Annotated in this window: 27 protein-coding genes; 10 read left to right on the plus strand and 17 right to left on the minus strand. The window is 74.3% G+C overall.

Going from position 1 to position 24,521, the window contains the following annotated elements; all coding sequences use genetic code 11:
• Positions 1-6 precede the first annotated feature (6 nt).
• Together FHX31_RS19500 and pgsA are read right to left on the minus strand one after the other, a co-directional pair.
• Positions 7-939, minus strand: a complete 933-nt coding sequence (locus FHX31_RS19500; protein ID WP_184976958.1) for a phosphatidylinositol mannoside acyltransferase — start codon at positions 937-939, stop codon at positions 7-9.
• Positions 936-1,556: a phosphatidylinositol phosphate synthase gene (gene pgsA / locus FHX31_RS19505; RefSeq protein ID WP_013285430.1), complete on the minus strand. Its 621-nt coding sequence runs from the start codon at positions 1,554-1,556 to the stop codon at positions 936-938. Before pgsA ends, FHX31_RS19500 begins: the two co-directional genes overlap by 4 nt.
• Before the next feature lie 252 nt (positions 1,557-1,808).
• On the opposite strand from pgsA, the gene FHX31_RS19510 reads away from it, so the two are divergent.
• The gene (locus FHX31_RS19510) at positions 1,809-3,965 is read left to right on the plus strand and encodes an elongation factor G-like protein EF-G2 (RefSeq protein ID WP_013474852.1); all 2,157 of its coding nucleotides are present in this window, start codon (positions 1,809-1,811) and stop codon (positions 3,963-3,965) included.
• A gap of 161 nt (positions 3,966-4,126) precedes the next feature.
• Here FHX31_RS19510 and FHX31_RS19515 read toward each other — a convergent pair whose 3' ends face one another.
• The 4 genes from FHX31_RS19515 to thrS form a co-directional block, all read right to left on the minus strand.
• Positions 4,127-5,128, minus strand: coding sequence for an aldo/keto reductase (locus tag FHX31_RS19515; RefSeq protein ID WP_184977831.1), 1,002 nt, complete (start codon positions 5,126-5,128; stop codon positions 4,127-4,129).
• A gap of 260 nt (positions 5,129-5,388) precedes the next feature.
• Positions 5,389-6,012: a CG0192-related protein gene (locus FHX31_RS19520; RefSeq protein WP_184976959.1), complete on the minus strand. Its 624-nt coding sequence runs from the start codon at positions 6,010-6,012 to the stop codon at positions 5,389-5,391.
• 32 nt (positions 6,013-6,044) lie between these two features.
• The gene (locus FHX31_RS19525; protein WP_013285426.1) at positions 6,045-6,605 is read right to left on the minus strand and encodes an HIT family protein; all 561 of its coding nucleotides are present in this window, start codon (positions 6,603-6,605) and stop codon (positions 6,045-6,047) included.
• Between the two features lie 74 nt (positions 6,606-6,679).
• Positions 6,680-8,698 carry a threonine--tRNA ligase gene (gene thrS / locus FHX31_RS19530; RefSeq protein WP_030270305.1) on the minus strand — a complete coding sequence of 673 codons (2,019 nt, stop codon included), beginning with the start codon at positions 8,696-8,698 and terminating at the stop codon, positions 6,680-6,682.
• Positions 8,699-8,901: 203 nt separating this feature from the next.
• On the opposite strand from thrS, the gene FHX31_RS19535 reads away from it, so the two are divergent.
• A complete protein-coding gene (locus FHX31_RS19535) occupies positions 8,902-9,840 on the plus strand; it encodes a DUF1775 domain-containing protein (protein WP_184976960.1) in 939 nt (312 codons plus the stop codon).
• Between the two features lie 110 nt (positions 9,841-9,950).
• Here FHX31_RS19535 and FHX31_RS19540 read toward each other — a convergent pair whose 3' ends face one another.
• Complete coding sequence (locus tag FHX31_RS19540) at positions 9,951-10,880, minus strand: ADP-ribosylglycohydrolase family protein (RefSeq protein WP_013474848.1); 930 nt, start codon at positions 10,878-10,880, stop codon at positions 9,951-9,953.
• A 73-nt stretch (positions 10,881-10,953) separates the two neighbouring features.
• On the opposite strand from FHX31_RS19540, the gene FHX31_RS19545 reads away from it, so the two are divergent.
• The 3 genes from FHX31_RS19545 (at position 10,954) to FHX31_RS19555 (ending at position 13,568) form a co-directional block, all read left to right on the plus strand.
• Positions 10,954-11,643, plus strand: coding sequence for a response regulator transcription factor (locus FHX31_RS19545; RefSeq protein WP_013285422.1), 690 nt, complete (start codon positions 10,954-10,956; stop codon positions 11,641-11,643).
• Between the two features lie 29 nt (positions 11,644-11,672).
• Positions 11,673-13,064 carry a HAMP domain-containing sensor histidine kinase gene (locus tag FHX31_RS19550; RefSeq protein WP_176739827.1) on the plus strand — a complete coding sequence of 464 codons (1,392 nt, stop codon included), beginning with the start codon at positions 11,673-11,675 and terminating at the stop codon, positions 13,062-13,064.
• Between the two features lie 228 nt (positions 13,065-13,292).
• Positions 13,293-13,568 (plus strand): hypothetical protein, encoded by a 276-nt coding sequence (locus tag FHX31_RS19555; protein WP_114919980.1) that lies wholly within the window; start codon positions 13,293-13,295, stop codon positions 13,566-13,568.
• Here the strand turns inward: FHX31_RS19555 and FHX31_RS19560 are convergent.
• Together FHX31_RS19560 and FHX31_RS19565 are read right to left on the minus strand one after the other, a co-directional pair.
• Positions 13,525-14,550, minus strand: coding sequence for an adenosine deaminase (locus tag FHX31_RS19560; RefSeq protein WP_071095795.1), 1,026 nt, complete (start codon positions 14,548-14,550; stop codon positions 13,525-13,527). The two genes, FHX31_RS19555 and FHX31_RS19560, sit on opposite strands and share 44 nt — an antisense overlap.
• A complete protein-coding gene (locus FHX31_RS19565; RefSeq protein WP_184976961.1) occupies positions 14,547-15,338 on the minus strand; it encodes a trans-aconitate 2-methyltransferase in 792 nt (263 codons plus the stop codon). Before FHX31_RS19565 ends, FHX31_RS19560 begins: the two co-directional genes overlap by 4 nt.
• An 84-nt stretch (positions 15,339-15,422) precedes the next feature.
• On the opposite strand from FHX31_RS19565, the gene FHX31_RS19570 reads away from it, so the two are divergent.
• Both FHX31_RS19570 and FHX31_RS19575 read left to right on the plus strand, forming a co-directional pair.
• Positions 15,423-16,406 (plus strand): aldo/keto reductase, encoded by a 984-nt coding sequence (locus FHX31_RS19570; protein WP_013474845.1) that lies wholly within the window; start codon positions 15,423-15,425, stop codon positions 16,404-16,406.
• Positions 16,407-16,488: 82 nt separating this feature from the next.
• Positions 16,489-16,680: a hypothetical protein gene (locus FHX31_RS19575; RefSeq protein ID WP_013285417.1), complete on the plus strand. Its 192-nt coding sequence runs from the start codon at positions 16,489-16,491 to the stop codon at positions 16,678-16,680.
• A gap of 81 nt (positions 16,681-16,761) precedes the next feature.
• Here the strand turns inward: FHX31_RS19575 and FHX31_RS19580 are convergent, their stop codons facing one another.
• The 7 genes from FHX31_RS19580 to FHX31_RS19610 all read right to left on the minus strand — a co-directional run bounded on the left by FHX31_RS19580 (position 16,762) and on the right by FHX31_RS19610 (position 21,056).
• The gene (locus tag FHX31_RS19580; protein ID WP_007075740.1) at positions 16,762-16,965 is read right to left on the minus strand and encodes a cold-shock protein; all 204 of its coding nucleotides are present in this window, start codon (positions 16,963-16,965) and stop codon (positions 16,762-16,764) included.
• A 287-nt stretch (positions 16,966-17,252) separates the two neighbouring features.
• Positions 17,253-17,525 carry a DUF4235 domain-containing protein gene (locus tag FHX31_RS19585; RefSeq protein WP_013285416.1) on the minus strand — a complete coding sequence of 91 codons (273 nt, stop codon included), beginning with the start codon at positions 17,523-17,525 and terminating at the stop codon, positions 17,253-17,255.
• Positions 17,522-17,863, minus strand: a complete 342-nt coding sequence (locus tag FHX31_RS19590) for a DUF3618 domain-containing protein (protein ID WP_013285415.1) — start codon at positions 17,861-17,863, stop codon at positions 17,522-17,524. The genes FHX31_RS19585 and FHX31_RS19590 overlap by 4 nt, the downstream gene beginning before the upstream one ends.
• The gene (locus FHX31_RS19595) at positions 17,860-18,294 is read right to left on the minus strand and encodes a phage holin family protein (RefSeq protein ID WP_013474843.1); all 435 of its coding nucleotides are present in this window, start codon (positions 18,292-18,294) and stop codon (positions 17,860-17,862) included. The genes FHX31_RS19590 and FHX31_RS19595 overlap by 4 nt, the downstream gene beginning before the upstream one ends.
• Positions 18,295-18,535: 241 nt before the next feature.
• On the minus strand, positions 18,536-19,732 hold the full coding sequence (locus tag FHX31_RS19600) for a mechanosensitive ion channel family protein (RefSeq protein WP_013474842.1): 1,197 nt from the start codon (positions 19,730-19,732) through the stop codon (positions 18,536-18,538).
• Positions 19,733-19,809: 77 nt separating this feature from the next.
• Complete coding sequence (locus FHX31_RS19605) at positions 19,810-20,631, minus strand: DUF1206 domain-containing protein (protein ID WP_013474841.1); 822 nt, start codon at positions 20,629-20,631, stop codon at positions 19,810-19,812.
• A gap of 65 nt (positions 20,632-20,696) precedes the next feature.
• Positions 20,697-21,056, minus strand: coding sequence for a hypothetical protein (locus tag FHX31_RS19610; protein ID WP_013474840.1), 360 nt, complete (start codon positions 21,054-21,056; stop codon positions 20,697-20,699).
• 99 nt (positions 21,057-21,155) lie between these two features.
• Between FHX31_RS19610 and FHX31_RS19615 the strand changes: the two genes are divergently transcribed.
• On the plus strand, positions 21,156-22,382 hold the full coding sequence (locus tag FHX31_RS19615; protein WP_013474839.1) for a cysteine desulfurase-like protein: 1,227 nt from the start codon (positions 21,156-21,158) through the stop codon (positions 22,380-22,382).
• Positions 22,379-22,666: a GNAT family N-acetyltransferase gene (locus FHX31_RS19620; protein WP_184976962.1), complete on the plus strand. Its 288-nt coding sequence runs from the start codon at positions 22,379-22,381 to the stop codon at positions 22,664-22,666. Before FHX31_RS19615 ends, FHX31_RS19620 begins: the two co-directional genes overlap by 4 nt.
• 45 nt (positions 22,667-22,711) lie before the next feature.
• Here the strand turns inward: FHX31_RS19620 and FHX31_RS19625 are convergent, their stop codons facing one another.
• The gene (locus tag FHX31_RS19625; RefSeq protein ID WP_184976963.1) at positions 22,712-24,211 is read right to left on the minus strand and encodes a glycoside hydrolase family 3 protein; all 1,500 of its coding nucleotides are present in this window, start codon (positions 24,209-24,211) and stop codon (positions 22,712-22,714) included.
• 139 nt (positions 24,212-24,350) lie between these two features.
• Here FHX31_RS19625 and FHX31_RS32775 point away from each other — a divergent pair, with 139 nt between their 5' ends.
• On the plus strand, positions 24,351-24,473 hold the full coding sequence (locus FHX31_RS32775; protein WP_013285408.1) for a hypothetical protein: 123 nt from the start codon (positions 24,351-24,353) through the stop codon (positions 24,471-24,473).
• Positions 24,474-24,521: the final 48 nt, after the last annotated feature.

Consider the following 24,521-nt stretch of genomic DNA (forward strand, 5'->3'; position numbering starts at 1 on the left):
GCCCCCCTAGACCGTCCCGGTGGTGGCCGGTGGCTGCGCCGACGTGGGCGTACCGTCCCGGCCCTGGTCCAGCCACATCCGCTGCAACATGTGCCAGTCTTGCGGATGCCGGACGATGCCCGCCGCCAGACCGTCGGCAATCCGCTGTGTCACCGTGCGGACCCGCTCGTCGAGCGGCGCGCTGTCCGGGTCCGGCAGCGGCAGCGGGCCCTCGATCGAGGCGCACGCCGCGTCCGGTTCGTACCACATCGAGGCCACGTAGAGCGGGGCGCCGGTGCGGATGGCCAGCAGCGCCGGCCCGGCCGGCATGCGGGTCCGGCCGCCGAAGAAGTCGACCTCCACGCCCCGGGCGGACAGGTCCCGGTCGGCGAGCAGGGGCACCACGTAGCCGGTGCGCAGGCGGTCCACCAGCACGTCGAACGCGGGACGCGGGCCGCCGTGGTTGGGCAGGATCTCCATCCCCAGCCCTTCCCGGAACCCGACGAACCGCTCGTAGACGCCGTCCGGAAGCCGCTCGGCCACCGTGGTCATCGGCCAGCCGGTGGCAGCCACCCAGGCGCCCGCGGCATCCCAGTTGCCGGCATGCGGCAGCGCCACCACGGCGCCCCGCCCGGCGGCCACGTCGGCGGCGAGCAGTTCCTGCCCGTCGAGGCGGAACCCGGCGAGGATCTCGGTGCGGCTCAGGCCGGGCAGCCGGAACGCCTCCATCCAGTACCGGGCGTACGAGCGCAGCCCCGCACGCACCAGCACGTCCAGCTCCGCGTCGGGCATCTCCGGTCCGACCACCCGGCGCAGGTTGGCGCGCAGTCGACGCGTACCCCCGCCGTCCTTGCGGTGGGCGCGGTCGGCGCCCACCCGGAAGGCCGCCGCCGCGACGGGCCGGGGCAGCGCCCGGACCAGGCGCCAGCCCGCGACGAAGCCCGCCTCGGTGAGGTTCACTCGGCGCCGACCCGCTGGGCCTGGCGGTACACGTGGGCCATCCGCTGGCCCACCGTGAAGATCGAGACGGCGGCGAGCAGCCAGAGCGCGATCTCCAGCGCCGGACGGACCCCGACGCCGGTGAGCAGGCCGCCGACGCCGACGATGAGCAGCCGCTCGGTGCGCTCGGCGATGCCCACGTTGCAGGTCATCCCGAGGCCCTCGGCGCGCGCCTTGACGTAGGAGACCAGACCGCCCGCGGCCAGGCAGATCAGCGCCGCCGCCACGCCCGAGTAGTCGTGCTCGGTGGCCAGCCAGTACGCGACCGCGCCGAACACCGCGCTGTCGGCGACCCGGTCCATGCTCGAGTCGAGGAACGCCCCGAACCGGGTCGACCCGCCGCTCATCCGCGCCATCGTGCCGTCGAGCAGATCGGTGAGGGCGAAGACCGTGACGATCAGCGCGCCGGCGACCAGATGGCCGCGCGCGCCGAAGCCGAGCGCGCCCACGAGCACGCCGACGGTGCCGGTCACGGTGACCGCATTGGGGGACACGCCCGCACGCAGCAGCGCGCGGGCGACCGGCTCCACGACGCGGGTCATGCCCGCGCGGGCCGTCACTTGGAAGATCTTCGCCATGGCGGTCCCACGATAACGGCCCGCAACCGCCAGGGACACAGCCGGGCGTACGACCCGCCCGGCGGCCCTTGTGCGGGCACCCCTGCGGGTGTGAGATCGAGCCAGGAGGTGAGCCAGTTCACCGGATCACCGGTCCGCGTTCCCGTCCAGCAGGAGATCACCGGAAGATATCGCCGCGGCGCCCGTCCCGGGTCCGCTCCCCCGTCGCCCGCGGCGGTCGCCACCACCACCGGTTGAGGGAGGTGCGCCGCGATGGCGCAGAAGAACGAGAAGGGTGTCACCGGCGGCGCGCCGGTGGTGACCGAGCCCGGCAGGGTTCGCAACGTGGTGCTCGTCGGGCACTCCGGTGCCGGCAAGACGACGCTCGTCGAGGCGCTGCTGGCCGCCAGTGGCACGATCGGCCGGGCCGGCGCCGTCACCGAGGGCACCACCGTCTGCGACCACGACCCCGCCGCCGTACGCCAGCAGCGTTCGGTGAGCCTGGCGTGCGCCCCGCTGGTGCACCGCGACGTCAAGGTCAACCTGCTGGACACCCCGGGATACGGCGACTTCGTCGGCGAGCTGCGCGCCGGGCTGCGCGCCGCCGACGCGGCCCTGTTCGTGGTCTCCGCCGTCGACGGCATGGACGCCGCCACCGCCGCCCTCTGGGAGGAGTGCGCCGCCGTCGACATGCCCCGGGCGGTGGCCGTCTCCCGGCTGGACCACCCGCGCGCCGACTTCGACGAGGCCGTGGCGCTGTGCCAGCGGGTCTTCGGCGACAACGTGCTGCCGCTCTACCTGCCCATGCTCGGCGACGACGGCGAGTCGGTGGCCGGGCTGATGGGGCTGATCACCCGCCGGGTGTTCGACTACTCCGGCGGGCTGCCCGCGGCGGTACGCGAGCCGGACCCGCAGCACCTGCCGGCCATCCAGGAGTCCCGCGACGAGCTGATCGAGGGGATCATCGCGGAGAGCGAGGACGAGACCCTGATGGACCGCTACCTCGGCGGTGAGGAGATCGACCCCGAGGTGCTGATCACCGACCTGGAGACGGCTGTCGCCCGCGGCCACTTCTACCCGGTGGTGCCGGTCTGCGCGGAGACCGGCGTCGGCCTGGACGCGCTGCTCGACGGCCTGGTCGCGGCGTTCCCGTCGCCGCTGGAGCACGACCTGCCCGCCGTCACCGGCGTGGACGGCTCGCCCCGCCCGCCGCTGACCTGCGACCCGGACGGCCCGCTCGTCGCCGAGGTGGTCAAGACGACTGTCGACCGGCACGTCGGACGGGTCTCGCTGGTGCGCGTCTTCTCCGGCACGCTCCGCCCCGACCAGGTGATCCACGTGTCGGGCCACGGCATGGCCGAGCGCGGCCACCCGGACCACGACGCCGACGAGCGGGTCGGCCACGTCTACAGCCCGCTGGGTGCGACGCTGCGCGAGGTGCCCGCCTGCGTCGCCGGTGATCTGTGCGCGATCACCAAGTCGGGCAGCGCGGAGACCGGCGACACCATCTCGGCCAAGGACGACCCGCTGCTGATCGCGCCCTGGGAGATGCCGGAGCCGCTGCTGCCGGTGGCGATCGTGGCGCGCAGCCGGGCCGACGAGGACGCGCTGGCCCGCAACCTGTCCCGGCTGGTAGCCGGCGACCCGACGCTACGGCTCGAACGCAACCCGGAGACCCACCAGCTTGTGCTCTGGTGCATGGGCGAGGCGCACGCCGACGTGGTGCTCGACCGGCTGCGCGGCGGCGGCGTCGAGCTGGACACCGAACCGGTCCGGGTGCCGCTGCGCGAGACGTTCACCGCCGCCGCGCGCGGGCACGGCCGGCACGTCAAGCAGTCCGGCGGCCACGGCCAGTACGCGGTCTGCGACATCGAGGTGGAGCCGCTGCCCCGGGGCTCAGGCTTCGAGTTCGTCGACCGGGTGGTCGGCGGCGCGGTCCCGCACAACTACATCCCCTCGGTGGAGAAGGGGGTACGGGCGCAGATGGAACGCGGCCTCATCGCCGGCTACCCGGTGGTGGACCTGCGGGTGACGCTGGTCGACGGCAAGGCGCACAGCGTCGACTCCTCCGACGCGGCGTTCCAGACCGCGGGCGCGCTGGCGCTGCGCGACGCCGCCGAGAAGGGCCAGCCGGCGCTGCTGGAGCCGGTCGACGAGATCACCGTACGGGTGCCCGACTCGTCGGTCGGCGCGGTGATGGGCGACCTGTCCGGGCGGCGTGGCCGGGTGCTCGGCACCGAGCCGGACCCGGATGCCGAGGGCCGCACGCTCGTCCGCGCCGAGGTGCCCGCGACCGAACTGCTGCGGTACGCGGTCGAGCTGCGCTCGATGACGGCCGGCACCGGCACGTTCCGCCGTGAGTTCGCCCGCCACGACCCCATGCCCGCCCACCTCGCCGACCAGGCCCGCAAGGAGTCCACCACCCGCTGACCCCGCCCGCGCCCGCCCTCCCTCGCCCGCCCCCGCCCTCCCTCGCGATCTTGCACTTGCGGCCCCCGCAAAGGGGGCATTCCCGACAACATGCGGGCCGCAACTGCAAGATCGCCGCCGACGAGGGCGGGGTGGCGGAGCGGGTGGCGCGGGAGGCTTGGTCAGGGGCGGACGGCGGGGACCGGGGGCATCGGCCAGTGGGGGCGGTCGGCGTCCCGGAGCGCGGCCGAGCGTACCGCCGCCAGTTGCCGCTCCACCTCGGCGAAGTGGCCCGGGGCGAGCGGGCCCCGGGCCAGCGCGGCCGCGTTCTCCTCGACCTGCGCGACGGTACGGGCACCGGGGATCGGCACGGCCCGGTCGCTGCGCGCCCAGATCCACCCGATCGCCCCCTGCGCCAGGGTGCGTCCGTCGGCGGTCAGCGCATCGCGCACGGCGGCGACCCGGCGCAGCCACTCCGGGGCGGGCCGGCCGCTGCGGAACCATTCCAGCCAGGTCGGCCCGAGTCCGCGTACGTCGTCGCGAGGCAGCGTGGACTCCGGCGTGTACTTGCCGGTGAGCAGACCCATACCGAGCGGCCCCCGGGCGAGGCCGGCGAGGTCGTGCTTGTCGCAGACGTCGAGCATGGCCGGGGCGTCCCGGAGCACCGACAGCGCGTGCTGCACGGCGGCGGCGCCGCGGGCGACCTGCGCGAAGGCGGCGGCCCGGTCGGCCCGGTCGGTGCTCCACCCGTACGCCCGGATCAGGCCGGCGTCGACCAGGTCGTCGAGCGTGCCGATGAGCGCCTCGGCCCGGGGCAGCGGCAGGTCGCCCAGGTGCAGTTGGTAGAGGTCGATGCGGTCGGTGCCCAGCCGGCGCAGCGAGCCGGTGACCGCCCGGCGCAGGTAGTGCGGCGAGGCGTTCTCGCCGGTGGCCTGCCGGGTCCGCTCGTCGAACGTGTAACCGAACTTCGTGGCGATGACCGCCTCGTCACGCCGGCCGGCGAGCGCCCGGCCGAGCACCCGCTCGCCGTGCCCGGCGCCGTACGTGTCGGCGGTGTCGAACAGGGTGACGCCGAGGTCGAGCGCGCGGCGGACGGCGCGTACCGACTCGTCGTCGTCGACCCGGCCCCAGCCCAGCGGCCGGGCACCCTCGGCCCACGGGCCGCCGATCGCCCAGCACCCCATGCCGAGGGCGCTCACCTCGATGCCGCTGCGCCCCAACTGTCGCGTGTCGACTGCCACCGCCGCATCCTGTCACCTTCCCGGCGTACACGGGCCGATTCCTGACCCCTGAGCAAGGTCGCGGTCACGCCGCGTGACGCCCGGCGGTGAACGGTCGTGGTGAACGCGATATGCCTCAGAGTCATGAATATGCCTCTGAGGCATATCGGTCCGCTGTCGTCCCTTCGATCCGGCTCCGATGAGGACCGCCGCCCGGCGAGCCGTCAGCGCGCGTACGCCAGCAGCACCGGCTCGTCCTGACCCGGCCAGGCGCCGGCGAGGCCGCCCGCCTCCGGCACGTCGGCCGGTACGGGCCGCCGGACCACCGCCAGCTCGACGTCCCCCACCCGGACCACCGTCACGCCGCCGTCACCCTGACCTGTCGAAACCGGACCCGTCGGCACCGGACGGCCGGTACGGCTGCCGGTCAGCGTCATGCTCACAGGGCGCACCTCACGCTTCCCGTCGACCTCGAAGTACTCCTCCGCCTGACCGGCGTCGGCGAGCACGGCGGCGGCCAGCAGCGGCGCGTACACCGGGTCGCCGCAGGCGTCGTACGCCCAGCGGCGGCCGAGGACCGAGTGCTCGATGACGCCCACCAGGTGCTCGTCCGCCCCGGCCAGCGGCGCGCCCCGGTAGGTCAGCGGCACCTGGAGCACCGGGCCGTCACCGGCGCGCACGAGCAGCGTCTCGATGCCGACCGCGCCGGCCGGGTCGTCGAACCGGTACGCCGCGACGCGGGTGACCGGCGCGCCGGCCTCGCCGGCGAACCACTGCCGGCCGGGCAGCCAGCCGGCGAGCAGCTCCAGTTTCGAGGGGCGCAGTTCCGCGCGGTGCAGGAGAGCCATGCGCGAGATCGTACTGTCGGGGCGGGCCCCCGTCAGGCCGCCGCCCACGCCTTGGCGAGCAGCTCCCGGGTGTCGGCGAGCAGTTGCGGCAGCACCTTCGTCCGGCCGATCACCGGCATGAAGTTGGCGTCGCCGCCCCAGCGCGGCACCACGTGCTGGTGCAGGTGCGCGGCGATGCCCGCGCCCGCCACGCCACCCTGGTTCATGCCCAGGTTGAAGCCGTGCGCGCTGGAGACGTGCCGGACCACCCGCATGGCGGCCTTGGTGAACGCGGCCAGCTCGACCGTCTCCGGCTCGTCCAGCTCGGTGTAGTCGGCCACGTGCCGGTAGGGGCAGACCAGCAGGTGCCCCGGGTTGTACGGGTAGAGGTTGAGCACAGCGAAGACGTGCTCGCCCCGGGCGACCACCAGGCTCTCCTCGGCCGGCAGGCCGGGCGCGAGGCAGAACGGGCAGCCGGCCGGCTTCTCGTAGCCGCCCTCGGGACGGTCCTCGCCGGAGATGTAGGTCATCCGGTGCGGCGTCCAGAGCCGGTCCAGCCCGTCCGCCAGACCGTCGTCGCCGCCGTACCCGGTGTGCCGCTCCGCCCCTGTCACACAGACGATCCTACGATCCGGGCCGGGCCGCCGCCGAACCGCGCCGCCGCCCGGCGGCGCGGTCGGCGGAGCGTCTACTCGGCGGCGGTGGCGGTGGGGCCGGCGTTGGTGCGCGACTCCACCACCTCGCGGACGTGCGCCACCGCCTCGTCGACCGGTACGCCGTTGCGCTGCGAGCCGTCCCGGTAGCGGAACGAGACGGTGCCGGCGGCCACGTCGTCGTCACCGGCGATCACCATGAACGGGATCTTCTGCTGCTGCGCGTTGCGGATCTTCTTCTGCATCCGGTCGTCGCCCAGGTCGACCTCGGCCCGGATGCCGTGCCGGCGCAGCGTCGCGGCGAAGTCGACCAGGTAGTCGCCGTGCTCGTCGCGGATCGGGATGCCGACCACCTGCACCGGCGCCAGCCAGGCCGGGAACGCGCCCGCGTAGTGCTCGGTGAGCACGCCGATGAACCGCTCGATCGACCCGAACTTGGCGCAGTGGATCATCACCGGCTGCTGCCGGGTGCCGTCGGCGGCCTGGTATTCCAGCCCGAAGCCCTTGGGCTGGTTGAAGTCGTACTGGATGGTCGACATCTGCCAGGTCCGGCCGATCGCGTCCTTGGCCTGCACGGAGATCTTCGGGCCGTAGAACGCCGCGCCGCCCGGGTCCGGCACCAGTTCCAGGCCGGTCTCCAGCGCGCACTGCTCCAGTACGGCGGTCGCGGTCGCCCAGTCCTCGTCGGAGCCGACGAACTTGTCCGGCTTCGACTCGTCGCGGGTCGACAGCTCCAGGTAGAAGTCGTCGATGCCGAAGTCGCGCAGCAGGCTGAGCACGAAGCCGAGCAGGTGCTTGATCTCGGACGGCGCCTGCTCGCGGGTGCAGTAGGAGTGTGAGTCGTCCTGGGTGAAGCCGCGTACCCGGGTCAGGCCGTGGATCACGCCCGACTTCTCGTACCGGTAGACCGTCCCGAACTCGAACAGGCGGATCGGCAGTTGCCGGTAGGACCGCCCGCGCGACCGGTAGATCAGGTTGTGCATCGGGCAGTTCATGGCCTTGAGGTAGTAGTCGCTGCCCTCCATCTCCATGGGCGGGAACATCGTGTCCTTGTAGTAGGGCAGGTGTCCCGAGGTGTGGAAGAGACCTTCCTTGGAGATGTGCGGCGTGCCGACGTAGTCGAAGCCCTCCTCGACGTGCCGCGCCCGGACGTAGTCCTCCATCACCCGCTTGAGCACGCCGCCCTTGGGGTGGAAGACCGGCAGGCCGGACCCGATCTCGTCGGGGAAGCTGAACAGGTCGAGGTCCGCGCCGAGCTTGCGGTGGTCGCGGCGGGCGGCCTCCTCCAGAAGCTTCAGGTACGCCTTGAGCTCGTCCCGGGTCGGCCACGCGGTGCCGTACACGCGCTGGAGCTGCGGGTTCTTCTCCGACCCGCGCCAGTACGCGGCGGCCGAGCGCATCAGCTTGAACGCGCCGATCAGCCGGGTGTTGGGCAGGTGCGGGCCCCGGCACAGGTCCGACCAGCAGACCTTGTCCTCGTTCGCGGCGAGGTTGTCGTAGATGGTCAGCTCGCCGCCGCCCACCTCCATCACCTCGGAGGAGTCCAGCCCCTCCCCCTTGACCTCGATCAGCTCCAGCTTGTACGGCTCGGCGGCCAGCTCGGACCGCGCCTCGTCCAGGTCGGCGAACCGGCGGCGGCGGAACCGCTGGCCGGACTTGACGATCTCCTGCATGCGCTTCTCGAGCTTGGTCAGGTCGTCCGGCTGGAACGGCTTGTCGACGCCGAAGTCGTAGTAGAAGCCGTTCTCGATCGGCGGGCCGATGCCGAGCTTCGCGTCCGGGAAGACGTCCTGCACGGCCTGGGCCAGCACGTGGGCGGTGGAGTGGCGCAGCACGTTCAGCCCGTCCGGGCTGTCCAGCGTGACCGGCTCGACCGCGACGTCCTCGGCCGGGCGCCAGTCCAGGTCACGCAGCTGGCCCTGCGGATCGCGGACCACCACGATCGCCTTCGGCCCGCTCATCGGCAGGCCGGCCGCGGCCACCGCGTCGGCCGCCGTGGTCCCGGCGGCGACGACGACGGGGTCGGCCACGACGGGGGTACGGGGTGCGGACACGGTGACTCCTGTCGTCGACGGTACTGGTGGGCCGGTGACCGGCCCCTGCGATGCTATCGGTCGCCCGGACCCGGACCGCCGCCGACGCCGGTGCCCGTCCTCGGCGAGTTCCGTGCCGTGTTGAACCTTTTCGCCCCGCCGCCCGAACTACCAGGTGGGGCCGGAGCCGGTGCCGACCCCAGCCGAGAAGGATGGGGACGACCATGAGGATGATCCGTCAGGGCCGGTGGGCGGCTGCGCTGCTGGCGGCCGTACTTGCCGGGACGGTGGGCTGGCCGGGCGCGGCGAACGCGGCCGGGGTGACCGTCACGACCTCGCCCGCCCAGGTACGCCAGGGCGACGCGATCGAACTGTCGGTGCTGGTCCCGGCGGACAAGCCCGGCACCCGGACCACCCGGATCGAGCTGACCATGCCCGCGGACGCCCCGATCGGCGAGGTGTACCCGCTGTCGGTGCCGGACTGGGCGCCGACCATCACGACCCGCACGCTCGACCAGCCGGTCCCCGGCATGCACGCGGCCGAACTGAACCAGGTGACCCACTCGGTGAACTGGCTGCGGATGCCCGGCACCGGCACCGGGGCGGCCCGGCTGCCGCTGGGCATGGGACCGATGCCCGCCACCGACCGGCTCACGTTCACCGTGACGCAGACGTACGACGACGGCACTGTGGTCCGGTGGGCGGACCCGGCGGGTGGCGCGCACCCCGCGCCGACGCTCGACCTGCTGCCGCCGCTGCCGGGCACCGTGACGCACGACGGCGGCGCCGGTACGAACGGCGGCGCGCACGGCGGTCACGGCGCCGCGGGCGATGCCGGTGGGGCGCAGGGCGGCGCACCGGGCGGCACGGCACCGGTGGCCGGTGCGGCGGACAACGGGCCGAGCGCGGACCTGCTGCTCGGCGGCGGCCTGCTCGCCGGGCTGGCCGGTGGCGCGGCGATCGGCTGGCTGCTCAGCCGCCGCCGGCGCGACACCATGACCCTCCCGCCCGACGACAGCCCTTCCCCCGACGAGCCCGCCGCCACCGGACGCCCGGACACGGACCCCCGCTCCGGCTCCCCCGAGCCGGCCCCCGCCCCCGCCGCCGACGTCCCCGCGACCGTCGAGCCCGTCCCCGCTGGTGGTGCGCGCCGGAACGCATGATCGACCCCACCTCGCCGAGGTGGCTGCATCCCTCCGCCGCCGACCCGGCCACTTCCCCGAACCGGCGCGCGCACCCACGACCACCACGGCCGGCGAGGGAGGGCGGGCGGTCAGGCGGGAGTGGGGAGCCAGGTGGGGAGCGGCTCGCGGGCGGTCAGCCAGCCCTCCGGCACGCCGCCCGGCGCGCCCACCCCGGTGTACGCGGCAACGATCCCGCCCACGATCGCGGCTGTGGTGTCCACGTCGCCGCCCGCCTCGACGCAGGCGCGGATCGCGGCGGGGTAGTCGTGCAGCAGCGTGGCGGCGACCCACAGCGTGAACGGCACGGTGTCCTGCGCGGTGACCCGGGAGCCGTTGCCGAGCGCGTCGGCCGCCTCGGCGGCGGAGTGACCGAGCAGCGCGGCGGCCCGGCGTACCCCGCGGTGCACCTCACCGGCCGGGTCGAGCGCCCCGGCGACGGCGGTGAGCAGCCGGGCCGGGTCGGGGCGGCCGCCGTCGAGGCGGGCGCGGGCGGCGAGCGAGGCGGCGACCGCGACCGCCACCGCACCGGCGACGCCCTCCGGGTGGGCGTGTGTCACCTCGGCGGAGGCGCGGGCCTGCTCGGCGGCGCGGCGGGTGGAATCGGCGTGCCAGGCGCCGAGCGGCGCGACACGCATGGCGGCGCCGTTGCCGCAGGAGCCCTGCCCGTCGAACGCGGACGCGGCGGCCACCGGCCAGGGCGTGCCGGTGCGGATCAGCCGCAGCACCGTCACCGCGCCCGGCCCGTACCCGCGGTACGGCTCGCAGCGCTGCGCGAACGCCAGCGCCAGCCGGTCCCGGTCGATGCGGCCGTCGGCGGCCAGCTCGGCCACCACCGAGCACGCCATCTCGGTGTCGTCGGTCCACTCCCACGGCGGCGCGGGCAGCCGCCCGGCGGCGAGGTCGTCCGGGTGCCGGCCGGGGACGAAGAACTGGGAGCCGAGGGCGTCGCCCACCGACAGGCCGGCCAGCGCGTCGCGGGCGAGCGTGAGGCGGGTGTCGGGGAAGAGCGTGAACGTCATCGCCGTCCCAGCTTGCCCGGTTGGCCGGACCGCCGCAACGCGACCGGCTTGCCACGCCGAGTACGGTGCTGACGTGGCAACCGTCCTGCTGGTCGAAGACGACCACGTCGTGCGCGGCGCCATGCTGCGGTCGCTGACCGACCGCGGGCACGCGGTGCACGCGGTCGGCACCGCGCTGGACGCACTGCGCCGGGTCGCCGCGGAGACGCCGGACCTGGTGGTGCTCGACCTCGGCCTGCCCGACCTGGACGGCTCGGACGCGCTGCGCATGCTGCGCGGCATCACCGATGTGCCGATCATCATCGCCACCGCCCGCGACGACGAGCAGTCGGTGGTACGGCTCCTGCGCGCCGGGGCGGACGACTACATGGTCAAGCCGTTCACCGGGGCGCACCTGGACGCCCGGATCACCACTGTGCTGCGGCGGGCCGGCCGGGCCAGCCGTACCGTCGCGCCGGCCGTGCACACGGTCGGCGGCCTGCGGGTGGACGTGGGCGAGCGCAGCGCGGTGCTGGACGGGGAGGCGCTGGCCCTGACCCGTAAGGAATTCGACCTGCTGGCGTATCTCGCCGCGCGTCCCGGCCGGGTAGTGTCCCGGCGGGAACTCTTGGAGGAGGTATGGCGGCAGCCATCGGTCGGCGAGGACCAGACCATCGACGTTCACCTGTACTGGCTCCGCCGCAAAATGGGCGAGTCCGCGGCGAAGCCGCGCTACCTGCGCACCGTGCGGGGGGTCGGCTTCCGGCTGGTGGCGCCGGACTGAGGTTCAGCCTCGCCGGGCTCACCGCGGGGCTGTGCGGCCTGATCGCGCTCGCCTTCCTCGTCCCGCTCGGGTTCACCCTCGCCGACCGCACCCGCGAGGCGGAGCTGGCCGACGCCGCCCGCCGGGCCGCGCTGGTGACCGGCGCGCTGGCGGTCAGCACGGACACCGCGACGATCGAACGGGCGGTGGCCGCCGCGGCCGGCGACGATCCGGCCATGCGGCCGGTCGTGCACGGCATCGGCGCTGACGAGTCGGCCGGCCGCGCGAACCCGCAGGTGCTCGCCGACGCCGCCGCGCAGCGGCGGTCGGTGGTGACCGAGGTGGACGGCGGGGTGCTGCGGCTGGACCCGGTGGTGCTGGGTGACCGGGTCGCCGTGGTGGAGGTCTTCGTCCCCGACGAGGTGCTCGACTCCGGCGGCGGCGGGCGGTGGCTGCTGCTGCTCGCGATCGGCCTGGCGCTGGTCGGCGCGGCGGTCGCCGTGGTCGACCGGGTGGCGGCCCGGGCCGTGGACGCCACCGGCGACCTGGTCAAGGCGGCGCTCGCGGTGGGTGACGGCGAGCTGGGGGTACGGGTCGAGCCGACCGGCCCGCGTGAGCTGGCCGAGGCCGGGCACGCGTTCAACCGGATGACGGAACGACTGGTGGCGCTGCGTGCCGACGAGCACGAACTGGTCGCCGACCTGTCGCACCGGCTGCGTACGCCGCTGACCGCGCTGCGGCTGGACGCCGAGGCGCTGGAGTCCGACGACACGAGCATCGGCACGTTCAGCGAGGCGGAGCTGGACCGGCGGCGCGGCATCCGGCGTATCCGGCAGGCGATCGTCACGCTGGAGGGCGAGGTCGACCAGCTCATCAAGACGACCCGCAAGGCGGTCGCCCAGGAGTCGGCGCCGGCGTCGTGCGACGTGAGCGAGGTGGTCCGGGACCGGATGGTCTTCTGGTCGGCGCTGGCGGGTGACCAGAACCGGCCGCACCGGGTGGTCGGTGCGCAGTTGCGGATCCCGGCGCCGGTGCCCCGCGCCGAGCTGGCCGCCGCGCTGGACGCGGTGATCGGCAACGTGTTCCGGTACACGCCGCAGGGCACCGCGTTCGAGGTGGCGGTGAGCCGCCGGGACGGCTGGGTGGCGATCCGCATCGACGACGCCGGGGCGGGCATCGCCGACCCGGACCGGGCGTTGCGCCGGGGCGAGAGCGACAAGGGCTCCACCGGGCTCGGGCTGGACATCGCCAAGCGGGTCGCGTTGCAGGCGAACGGTTCGGTGAGCATCGACCGGGCCCGGCTCGGCGGCGCGAGTGTGGTGATGCTGCTGGCCGACCCGGACGCGGCGCCCCGGCCGGTGAACCGGTTCGGGCTGGTCGGGCGGATGGCCCGGGAGGCACGCGAGCCGCGTCCGGGGCGGCGCTGGCCGCGCCCGCGCTGACCGCTGACTGTGTACGGGCGCAAGTTCTCCTTAAAGGTGGTTTAACGACGGCCGGAAAACCGGCGTGAACTGCCAGGATCGCTGACAGAACCCATCAGTTCCGTCGGCCGGGACGCCCCGTAAGACCTTCCGGCCGACGGATCATGCGCGCGGCGGGAGTCCGGTCCCCCCACACCTCGCTCCCGTCGCGCGCGCTCTCCCGTCGATCCCGGGCGCGAGGTGACCGTCATGCCACCGGCCGTCAGTCGTCTGCTCCGCTGGGCCGCCGTCATCGGCCTGGGCATCGCACTCACGCTCGCGGTCTGGCAGGACCCGGTGCTCGCGCACGGTCCCGTCCGGCCCGTGCCCGTCGCTCCCGGTCCCACTGCCGCGCTCGCCGCGCTGGCGCTGTCCGGGCTGATGCTGACCGCGCGGCGCCGGCCGCCCCGGGGATCGCGACGACCGGCACCGGTACGGCCGCTCAGCGTGCCGCGCTCGCCAGGTACGCGTCGATCTCGGCGGTGATCCGGGCCTGCTCGGCCGGCGTCAGGAACGCCGCGGCCACCGCCTCCCGGGCCAGCGCGGCCACCCCGTCCGGGCCGAGCCGCAGCAGCCGGGCGGCCACCGCGTACTCGTCGTTGAGCGTGGTGCCGAACATCGGCGGGTCGTCGGAGTTGATGCTGACCGGCACGCCGGCCTCGACCAGCCGCGGCAGCGGGTGCGCGTCCAGGCTGGGCACGGCGCGGGTGCGCACGTTGGACGTCGGCGAGATCTCCAGCGGGATCCGCCGCTCGGCGAGGTGGGTCAGCAGCGCCGGGTCCTGCGCGGCGGAGATGCCGTGGCCGATCCGCTCGGCGCCCAGTTCGCGCAGCGCGTCCCAGATCGTCTCCGGGCCGGTGGTCTCACCGGCGTGCGGCACCGAACGCAGCCCGGCCGCCCGCGCCTGGTCGAACCACGGCTTGAACTGCGGCCGGGGCACCCCGATCTCGGGGCCGCCGAGGCCGAAGCTGATCAGCCCGTCCGGTCGTTCGTCGAGTGCGATCCGCAGCGTCTGCTCGGCGGCGGGCAGGCCGGCCTCGCCGGGGATGTCGAAGCACCAGCGCAGCGCGATGCCGAAGTCGGCCTCGGCGCGCTTGCGGGCGTCCTCGATCGCCTCGCAGAACGCCGGCGCCGGGATGCCGCGGTTGACGTGCGAGTACGGCGTCACGGTCAGCTCCGCGTAGCGGACCTGCTGGCGGGCCAGTTCCCGGGCGACCTCGTGGGTGAGCAGCCAGACGTCGTCGGCGTCGCGGATCAGGTCCACGACGCTGAGGTAGACCTCGATGAAGTGGGCGAAGTCGCGGAACGCGAAGTAGTCGGCGAGCGCCTCCGGGTCGGCCGGGACCGGGCTGCGCCCCTCGTGCCGGGCGGCCAGCTCGGCGACGATCCGGGGCGAGGCCGAGCCGACGTGGTGCACGTGCAGCTCCACCTTGGGCAGTCCGGCGATGAAGGTGGGCAGGTCGGTCACGAGTTCTCCTCTGCGCGGGCGCCGGTGCGGGCCACCATGAAAATCCGGCGGAACGGGAAGTACACCTGACCCTGCCGCACCGGGTACGCCTGCGCGAGCCGTACCCCCAGCTCGGCGCGGAAGGCGGCCCAGCCGGCGGCGTCCAGCGCGGCGCGGACCGGGCGCAGCGCGGTGCCCTCCATCCAGGCCAGCACCGGGTGGTCGGCGCCGGTGGCGGGCAGCAGATGCACGTACGTAGTCTCCCAGGCGTCGACCGCGCAGCCCGCGCCGGTCAGCAGCGTGGCGTAGCCGACGGGCTCGTCGACGGGGGCCTCGCGCAGCTTCCCGGCGAGCGCGTCCCGCCACCGGTCCCGGGCGGCGACGGAGCGCAGCAGCCGGTGCGACGGCGCGTCGAAGTTGCCGGGGACCTGGAACGCCATCCAGGCGCCGGCCGGCAGCGCGGCCGCCCAGCGGCGGAGCAGGTCGCGGTGTTCCGGCACCCACTGGAGCACGGCGTTGCCGACCAGCACGTCCACGTCGGGCTCCGGCCGCCAGTCGCGGACGTCGGCGACGGCGTACGTGACCGGTCCGCCCTCGGCCGTCGCGCGCTCGATCATCTCCGGGGAGGAGTCCAGGCCGGTGACCCGGCTGCCGGGCCAGCGGGCGGCGAGCGTGGCGGTGAGGGTGCCGGGGCCGCAGCCGAGGTCGACCACGGCGCGCGGGTGCTCGGCGCCGACGCGGGCCAGCAGGTCGTGGAACGGCCGGGAGCGCTCGTCGCCGTAGCGCAGGTAGGCGCGCGGATCCCACATGACAGCCTCCAAACCGTACGTACGTCTTGTTAGACCGTACGGCCCGGCGCGCGCCACGGCAAGCCGCTCACTAGGCTCGACCGGGTGGAACAGCGCAGCTTCGACCGGCTCGGCCGGCACGTCGGCATCATCGGACTCGGCGCGTGGCAGCTCGGCGCGGACTGGGGCGAGGTCAGCGAGGACGCGGCGCTCGCCGTACTGGCCGCCGCCGTCGACGCGGGCGTCACCTTCCTGGACACCGCCGACGTGTACGGCGACGGCCGCAGCGAGGCCCTGATCGGCCGGTTCCTGCGCTCCCGCCCCGGACACGGGCTCACCGTGGCCACCAAGATGGGCCGCCGGGTCGAGCAGACGCCGGAGGCGTACACCCTCGACAACTTCCGGGCCTGGACCGACAGGTCCCGGGCCAACCTCGGCGTCGACACGCTCGACCTGGTGCAGCTGCACTGCCCGCCCACCGCCGTCTTCGCCGACGACCGGGTCTTCGACGCGCTCGACACACTCGTCGCCGAGGGACGCGTGGCCGGGTACGGCGTCAGCGTGGAGACCTGCGACCAGGCGCTCACCGCCATCGCCCGGCCCGGTGTGGCGAGCGTGCAGATCATCCTCAACGCGGTCCGGCACAAGCCGCTGGAGCGGGTGCTGCCCGCCGCCGCTGCCGCCGGGGTCGGGATCATCGCCCGGGTGCCGCTGGCGAGCGGCCTGCTCTCCGGCCGGTACGACGAGAACACCACGTTCCCGGCGAACGACCACCGCACGTTCAACCGGCACGGCGAGTCGTTCGACGTGGGCGAGACGTTCTCCGGCGTGGACTACGACAGCGGCCTGGCGGCGGTACGCCGGCTCGCGCCGCTGGTCGGCGACGACCGCACGATGGCGCAGTTCGCGCTGCGGTGGGTTCTCGACCAGCCCGGCGTCACTGTGGTGATCCCCGGCGCCCGCTCCCCCGAGCAGGCGCGGCGCAACGCCGAGGCGGCCGGGCAGCCGGCACTGACCGAGGTGGAGCTGGCCGCGGTGCGGGCCACCTACGACGAGCTGATCCGCCCGCAGGTGCACGACCGGTGGTGAGCCGGCCGTCCGGCGCGGCGTCGCCGGGCACCCGCGGCGGCGGGCATGCTGGAGCGGGACTGTCGTCGTCGGAGGGGGAACGATGAGGGGTTGGTTCCGGCTCACCCTGGGGCTGCTCGCCGTGGTGCTCGGTGCGCTGTGGACGGTGCTGGGCCTCGGGTACGTCGAGGGCAGCATCATGAGCGACCAGCGGATCTGGGCGCTGGTCGGCCCGGTGCTGGTCCTGTTCGGACTGGCCGGGCTCTGGTGGGGCATGCGGGCGCGACGCCGCTGAGGCACCGGGTAAGGCGAAGCCCCGCCTCCCGTGCGGGATGCGGGGCTTCCGGCACCGGCCGGCGCGGCCGGTGCGGTCAGCTCAGATGGGGCGGACCTGCTCGGCCTGCGGACCCTTCTGACCCTGGGCGATCTCGAACTCCACCCGCTGGTTCTCCTCCAGCGTGCGGTAGCCGCTGGTCTGGATGGCCGAGAAGTGGACGAACACGTCAGCACCCCCGCCGTCGACGGTGATGAAGCCGAAGCCCTTGTCAGCGTTGAACCACTTCACGGTTCCCTGCGCCATGTGTATCTCCTTCTAAAACTGGCGGCCGAGCACGCCGTGCGGCCGATTGGCCGTTTTCGAGCAGCGGCGCCTGAGGCGGCCCCCAATGCAGGAGACTTCTCTCAACCCACGCGTCTCTCAACAGCGTGAGACAGCAAACCACGTACGCAAAAACTTCGCACAGCCTAGCGGACGAAATTCTCCGACATGTGACCTGAAGGTCGCGCGGACGGCGCTGCGCGGCCCGCCGGAGCCATGCGAAAGGCCCCTTTCCCGCGCTCGGGAAAGGGGCCTTTCCGGCCTTTTCGTCAGTCCGGCCAGCGACCGGTCAGACGGCGTACGCCCACCGCCCCGCCCCTGTCGACGGCGGCCCGCACCACCGAGAAGATGGCCCCCTGCAGGGCCGCGGCGGCCAGCACCTCGCCCCAGCGGCGGTCCTCGTCGGTGGCGCTCGGCGCCTCGCCGTCGCCCGCCGTCACCTTCCAGACCTGACGGAAGATCGCCCCGGCGACGGCACCGGCGGCCAGGCCGAGCAGCACCCCCACCGGCTTGTACGCCGCCTTGCCGACCCTGCCACTCACCTGCGCCTCCCTCGGACGATCACCAGCACCACCGCGGTCACCAGCGCGCCGGCCGCGATGGCCGCCCACGGCAACGGGTTGCGCCCGACCGCCTCACCCTTCTCGTACGCCTGCGCCCGGACCAGCCGGGCCCGCTCCGCCGCCCGCCCGCGCACCCGGGCCGCGGTCAGCGACGCCTGCTCCCGCATCCGCGCCTTCGCCGCCTCGGCGGAGTGCCGCACCAGCGCCTTCGGATCGGCCCTGGCCGCGAGCAGCTCCATCGTCTCACCGAGCTCCACCCGGGTCCGGCGGATCTCCTCCCGGAGCGCCGCCACGTCCCCGGTCCCGTTACCGGTCATGCCCGCCTCCCGTCCTTCACCGCGGCGGTGACCGTGTCGACGTCCGCCCGAACGCTGCGGACCGCCGCCTCAGGCACCGGCGGGACGGCACGGCTGACCTGCTTCTTGCCCACCAGCGCCAGGATCCCGGCGAGCAGGAACAGCGCCACCGCCACGATCAGGGCGGCCAGCCACGCCGGCATGACAAGCGCCAGCAGCAGGATCACGGTGGCGACCAGGGCGCCGGCGCCGTAGAGCGCCATCACCCCGCCGCCGCCGAACAGACCGATCCCGATCCCGGCGTGCTTGCCCTTCTGGGTCAGCTCCGCACGGGCCAGGGCCAGCTCGTCCCGCACCAGGCGGGTGACCTGCTCGGTGGCGCGCTGTACCAGTTCGGCGGTGGACGGCTCGCTCCCGGTCCGCGACGTGCTGCGACTCGCGACGTCAGCCATGCTGTCCTCCTTTCGTCATCACCGCGCTGTATGCCCGGAGTCGCCGCCCGTCAATCCTGCGCGGAGCAGCCGGTCCGCCCGGCCGCGCGCCGCCGGAACCCGGTGCCGGGCACCGGATCCGGGGCGTGCGCACCACGTCCCCCGCAACGGCCCGGCCAAACCCGCCCGGCCGGAAAGCCGCTCGTACGCGCCGAACCCCCGGCGCCGTGGGCGGCCGGGGGCTCCGATCGGGGGTACGGGGTCAGCGACGCGCCTCGGCGTGCTCCTCCCGGCCCACGAACACCTCGCTGCGGGCCTCGCCGTCGTCGCTGCCGCCGAAGACACGCGCGTCGTCGGGCGCCTCGGTGCCGGTCGGGCGGCGTACCGGGCGGCGCGGCTGCACCGCCTGCCAGGGCAGCGGGCCGGTGGCCTCGCCGACCTCGGCGCGCAGCCGGGGCAGGGCGGTCGGGCGCTGGTCGCGTACCCAGGTCACCAGGTGCTCGCGGACCAGGCACCGCAGGTCCCACAGGCTGCCCGCGTCGGCGGCGCTGACCAGCGCGCGGACCTTGACCATGCCGCCGGTCGCGTCGGTCACCTGGAGCACGCAGACCCGGCCGTCCCACAGCTCCGTGCCCTCGCACAGGCGGCGCAACTCCTCCCGCATCGCCTGCACCGGAATCGACCAGTCCAGCTCGAACTCTGCGGTGCCGAGCACCGCCGCCTCGGTCCGGGTCCAGTTCTGGAACGGCCGGCTGGTGAAGTACGAGGTGGGCAGGATCAGCCGGCGGTCGTCCCAGATCTGCACCACCACGTAGCTGAGCGTCAGCTCCTCGATCCGGCCCCACTCCCCCTCGACCACCACCACGTCGTCCAGGCGTACCGCGTCGCTGAACGCGAGTTGGAGACCGGCGAAGACGTTGGCGAGCAGGCTCTGTGCGGCCAGCGCGGCGACCGCGGCGATCACACCGGCGGAGGTCAGCACACCGGCGCCGACCCCGCGTACGGCCGGGAACGTCATCAGCATCACGCCGACCGTGAGGATCACGATCACCGCGATGGTGAGCCGGCGCAGCAGCACCACCTGCGTGCGCACCCGGCGGGCGTGCCTGTTGTTCGGCACGTCGACCCGGAACCGGGCCAGCGCGGTGTCCTCCGCCACCACCAGCAGCGAGGCCACCAGCCATGCGGTGGCGGCGATCGTCGCCAGCACCAGCGTGTGCAGGACGAACTGCCGCCACGGGCTGCCGACCGCGTACGCGGTGGTGAACCGGACCGCGAACTGCACCGCCGCCACGGTGAGGGCGAGCTGGAACGCGCGGTGCGCGTGCTCGGTCAGCTCGGTCATCAGCAGCGAGCGGCGGCCGAGGCGGCGGATGACGCGGTGCACCACCTGGGCCAGCACCAACGCGATCGCCGCCGCGGCGAGCGCGGCGGCGACTGTCACGACGTAACTCTGCACGAACTCTCTCTCCCTCCGACCGGGCGGGAATCGGGCAAAGGCCCAATGGTGCCCGGCGGCCCGGGTATCGACCAGGATCAGACCTTGCGGTACCGGGACTGGAAGAAGCAGTAGACACCGAACGCGGCGATGCCGAGCGCCATGAGCGCCAGCAGCCACGGCCCGTACGACTGGTCGCGCAGCGTCCGCAGCGCGGCGTCGAGGCCACGCGCCTTCTCCGGGTCGTAGTTCACAGCGGCGACCACGATCAGCAGGCCGGCGATGGCGAACACGGCGCCCCGGGAGGCGTACCCGGCCATGCCGAGCCGACGGGTGAGCTGGCGGGTCTTCGGGCTCATCTCGCCGGTCTTGAGGTTGCGCTCGAACTTCTTCTTCAGGCCGTAGACGACCATGCCGATGCCGAGCGCGGCGAGCGCGAGCCCGGCCAGGCCGACCAGCCACCGGCCGCCGTCGGAGGCCATCAGCTTCTCGGAGAGCTGCTGCTGCTGGTCGGAGGCGTTGGAGCTGGCGTCCTGGAAGACCTTGATCGCGGTCCAGCCCAGCCAGACGAACACGACGACCCGGACCACCGAGGCGATCCGTTCGAACAGTCGTTCCTTGCCCGTCCTGGACACGTGGCCGGAGATCGCCTCGAAGGCCTGCCAGATCGCCATGGCGAACAGGCCGACCGCCATCGCGATCAGGAGGAACTTCCCGAGCGGCTGTTCACCGAGAGTGCGCAGCGCGCCGTTCTGGTTTCCCTCCTCGCCCGAGTTCCCGAAGGCGATCTGCAGCGCCAGCCAGGCGAGGAGCAGGTGCACGATTCCGTATCCGATGAAGCCGGCACGGGTCAACAGTTCGAGCCACCAGCTGTTTCGAGCCTGGGCGGCGGTGGCTCCGGCGTTCCGGGTGAGAGACATGAGCCCTCAATCTCCCGGCGGGCGATTTTCCAAACGTCGCCGCCCGCCGGGACGGCCGAAACGGATCAGGCGCTGAGGTCGCCGGCGACCCGCACCACCACCTGCTGATCGTTGACGCTGTCCAGGCTGACCTGGAAGCCGGCGACCTCGGTGGCCTGCTGGCCCACTGTGAGCGAGAGCTGTTCCCCGGCGACCTCGACCGTGACCTGGTCGCCTTCGGCGCCGATCAGCTTCGCCTCGACGCCGAGGATCCGGGCGCTGGCCTCCACGCCGCGGTCGAAGGTGATCGTGCAGGCGTCCAGACCGCAGTCGGTCTCGGCGCCTTCGGAGCTGCATCCGGCGAGCAGTGCGGCGCCGAGGGCGAGACCGGCGAGCAGACCGGCGGCGCGACGGGCGGGGGCGGAGGTGGCGCGTCGGATCGTCACCCGTCCAAGGATAGGCGGCGAACGCCACAGCGGCCTCGCGGGCGAGCGCGGGACGGCCACGCCGGGCAGGGCGTCCGGGGTGCGCGCTAGGGTGCCGGAATGGCTTTCGACGTCGCCCGGGTCCGGGCCGCCTACCCTGCCCTGGGCGAGGGATTCGTCCACTTCGACGGTGCCGGGGGCACCCAGACCGCAGCCGCCGTCGTCGAGGCGGTGGCCGGGGCGATGCGCGCCGCGACGGGCAACCGCAGCACCGCCTTCTTGCCCGGCCGCCGGGCGCTGGATCTGGTCGCCGGGGCGCGAGCCGCGGTCGCCGACCTGCTCGGCGCGCAGCCGTCGGGCGTGGTGCTCGGGCCGAGCGCGACAGCGCTGACGTACACGCTGGCCCGGACGCTCGGCGCCGGCTGGCGTCCGGGCGACGAGGTGGTCGTCTCCCGGCTGGACCACGACGCGAACGTCCGCCCGTGGGTGCAGGCCGCGCAGTCGTCCGGCGCCACGGTGCGCTGGGCCGAGTTCGACCCGGCGACCGGTGAGCTGCCCGCCGGTCAGTACGCCGACCTGGTCACCGAGCGCACCCGGCTGGTCGCGGTGACCGCCGGCAGCAACGCGATCGGCACCGTGCCGGACGTGGCGGCGATCGCCAAGACCGCGCACGCCGCCGGCGCGCTGGTGTGCGTGGACGGCGTGCACTCGGTGCCGCACGGCCCGACCGACCTGGCCTCGCTCGGCGCGGACTTCCTGGTGACCAGCGCCTACAAGTGGTCCGGGCCGCACCTGGCGGCGATGGTCGCCGACCCGGCGCGCTGGGAGGCGCTGCGCCCGGCGAAGCTCGTGCCCTCCGCCGACGCGGTGCCGGACCGGTTCGAGTACGGCACGCCGAGCTTCCCGCTGCTGGCCGGGGTGACGGCCGCGGTGGACCACCTGGCCGGCCTGGACCCGGAGGCGACCGGCGACCGGCGGGAGCGGGTACGCGCCGGTCTGGCAGCCGCGCAGGCGCACGAGGAGGCGGTCTTCGACCGGCTGCTCGCCGGGCTGGCCGACCGCCCGTTCGTGACCGTGTACGGCGCACCGGCGCGGCGCTGCCCGACCGTGTCGTTCCGGGTGGCCGGCCTGGCCCCGGCGCAGACGGCGGCGGCGCTGGGCGAGGCGGGCCTGTGCCTGTCGCACGGCGACTACTACGCCTACGAGTACTTCGAGGGCATGGGCCTGCGGGGCAGCGGCGGGGCCGTGCGGGCCAGCGTCTACCACTACAACACCGCCGACGAGGTGGACCGGCTGCTGGCCGAACTGGACCGGCTGGCCGGGCCCGAGGGGAGAATGATCCGGTGAGCTTTCTGGTCGAGGAGAACACCGCCAAGCGCCGCTTCGAGATCCTGGTGGACGACGCGCTGGCCGGGTTCACCGCGTACACGCTCCGGGGCGAGACGCTCGTGTTCACGCACACCGAGGTCGACGACCGGTTCCAGGGTCAGGGCGTCGGGGCAGCGCTGGTCCGGGGCGCTCTGGACCAGGTCCGCGCCCGGGGCGGCCGGGTGGTGCCGCAGTGCCCGTTCGTGGCCTCGTTCATCGAGCGCCACCCGGAGTACACCGACCTGGTGGCAGACAAGCCGTGAGGCCCGGCCCGGCCGGGGGACCTCCCCACCCGGCCGGACCGGGAGTCAGCGCGCCCCGGTCAGCACCTCGGCGGCGGCCCGTGCCGCCGCGGCGGTGGCGCCGTGGGTGGCCAGGTGCACCGCACCGGTGACCAGCTCGGGCACGCCCAGCTCGACCACCACCGCGTCCGGGCGGGCGGCGAGCGCGCGGCGTACCGCGTCCCGCATCCAGTCGTGCCGATGCAGGTCGCGCACCACGAGCACCAGCGGCCGGCCGGCGGGCGCCGCGCCCGGGTCGGCCGGTACGGCGTCGGCGGCGTAGCGGGCGGTGGTGGTGCCGGGCGCCAGGTGGGCCAGCGGTGCGGCGATGCCCCACGGCGTCTCCTCGCCGATGGCGATGTTGCGCGGGGGCGCGAACTCCACGACGTGGGCCGGACCGGTCAGCGGCAGCAGCCCGGCGTCGCCGGTGACCCGGACCGCGCGGCGGGCGGCGGCGAGCCCGATCGGTGAGCCGTCGGCGGGCGGCGTGCCGGTGGCCCGGCGGGCGCGGGCGGCGACGCTCCACGCGGCGAGCTGACCGACGCGCTTGGCCGCCTCGGCGAGCCGCTCCTCGGGCAGCTCCCCGCTGATCACCGCCGCGACGATCGCGTCGCGCAGCTCGCGGGCGTCGGCCTCGGTGGCCCGTTCCCCGCCGACGCAGATCGCGTCCGCGCCGGCCACGAGCGCGCGCACGGCGGCGCCGGTGAAGCCGTACCGGTCGGCCACCGCGCGCATCTCCACCGCGTCGGTGACCACCACGCCGCCGAAGCCCATCTCCTCGCGCAGCAGGCCGCCGAGCACGCGCGGGCTGAGCGTGGCGGGCAGCTCCGGGTCCAGCGCCGGCACCAGCAGGTGGCCGGTCATCACCGCCTGCACCCCGGCGGCCACGGCGGCGCGGAACGGGGCCAACTCGACCGCGTCGAGACGGGCCCGGTCGCCGCCGATGCGGGGCAGGTCGTGGTGCGAGTCGACACGGGTGTCGCCGTGCCCGGGGAAGTGCTTGGCGCAGGCGGCGACGCCGCCGGCCTGGAGGCCGCGTACCCAGGCGGCGGTGTGCCGGGCGACCAGGTCCGGGTCGGCGCCGAAGGAGCGCACCCCGATGACCGGGTTGGCCGGGTTGGAGTTGACGTCGGCGTCCGGGGCGTAGTCCAGCGTGACGCCGACGGCCGCGAGTTCGGCGCCCAGGTCGCGGGCGACCTCCTCGGTCAGGGCCGGGTCGTCGACAGCGCCGAGCGCGTAGTTGCCGGGACGGGAACTGCCCCGGGCGGACTCGATCCGGGTGACGTCGCCGGCCTCCTCGTCGATCGCCACGATGACGTCGGGCCGCTCGGCGCGCAGGTTCGCGGTGAGCGTGGCGACCTGCTCGTGGTCGACGACGTTGCGGGCGAACAGGACCACCGAGCCGAGGCCCTCGCCGAGCCAGCGGCACACCCACGGCGGCGGTGTGGTGCCGACGAACCCCGGTTGCAGGACGGCGGCGGCGAGCGCCGCCAGGTCTCCGGTCGATCCCTCGGTCCGCTCGCTCATGTGCTGTCGTACCCCCGTCTCCCCCACGGACCCGCCGGGGCCGGCGGGTGCTGACATGGTCACACCGCGCAGCTAAATAGTCAACAATCCTTACTGTTAGCCGCTGGCGCCCCCGGACCTCGCGTGGGAGAGTTCCCACATGTCCGCTCTGCCGCTCGCCGACGCCACCAGCGCCGCCGACATCCCCGGCGTACGCCTGCTCGGCCTGGTGGTCGGCGGCCTGTTCCTGCTGATCGCGATCCGGGCCATGTTCCGCCGCTGATCCGCGCCGGGCGGTGAGCGGCGGTGCCGGTTTCGCGCGGGATCGCCG

It is taken from the genome of Micromonospora sp. CNZ286, assembly GCF_014207755.1.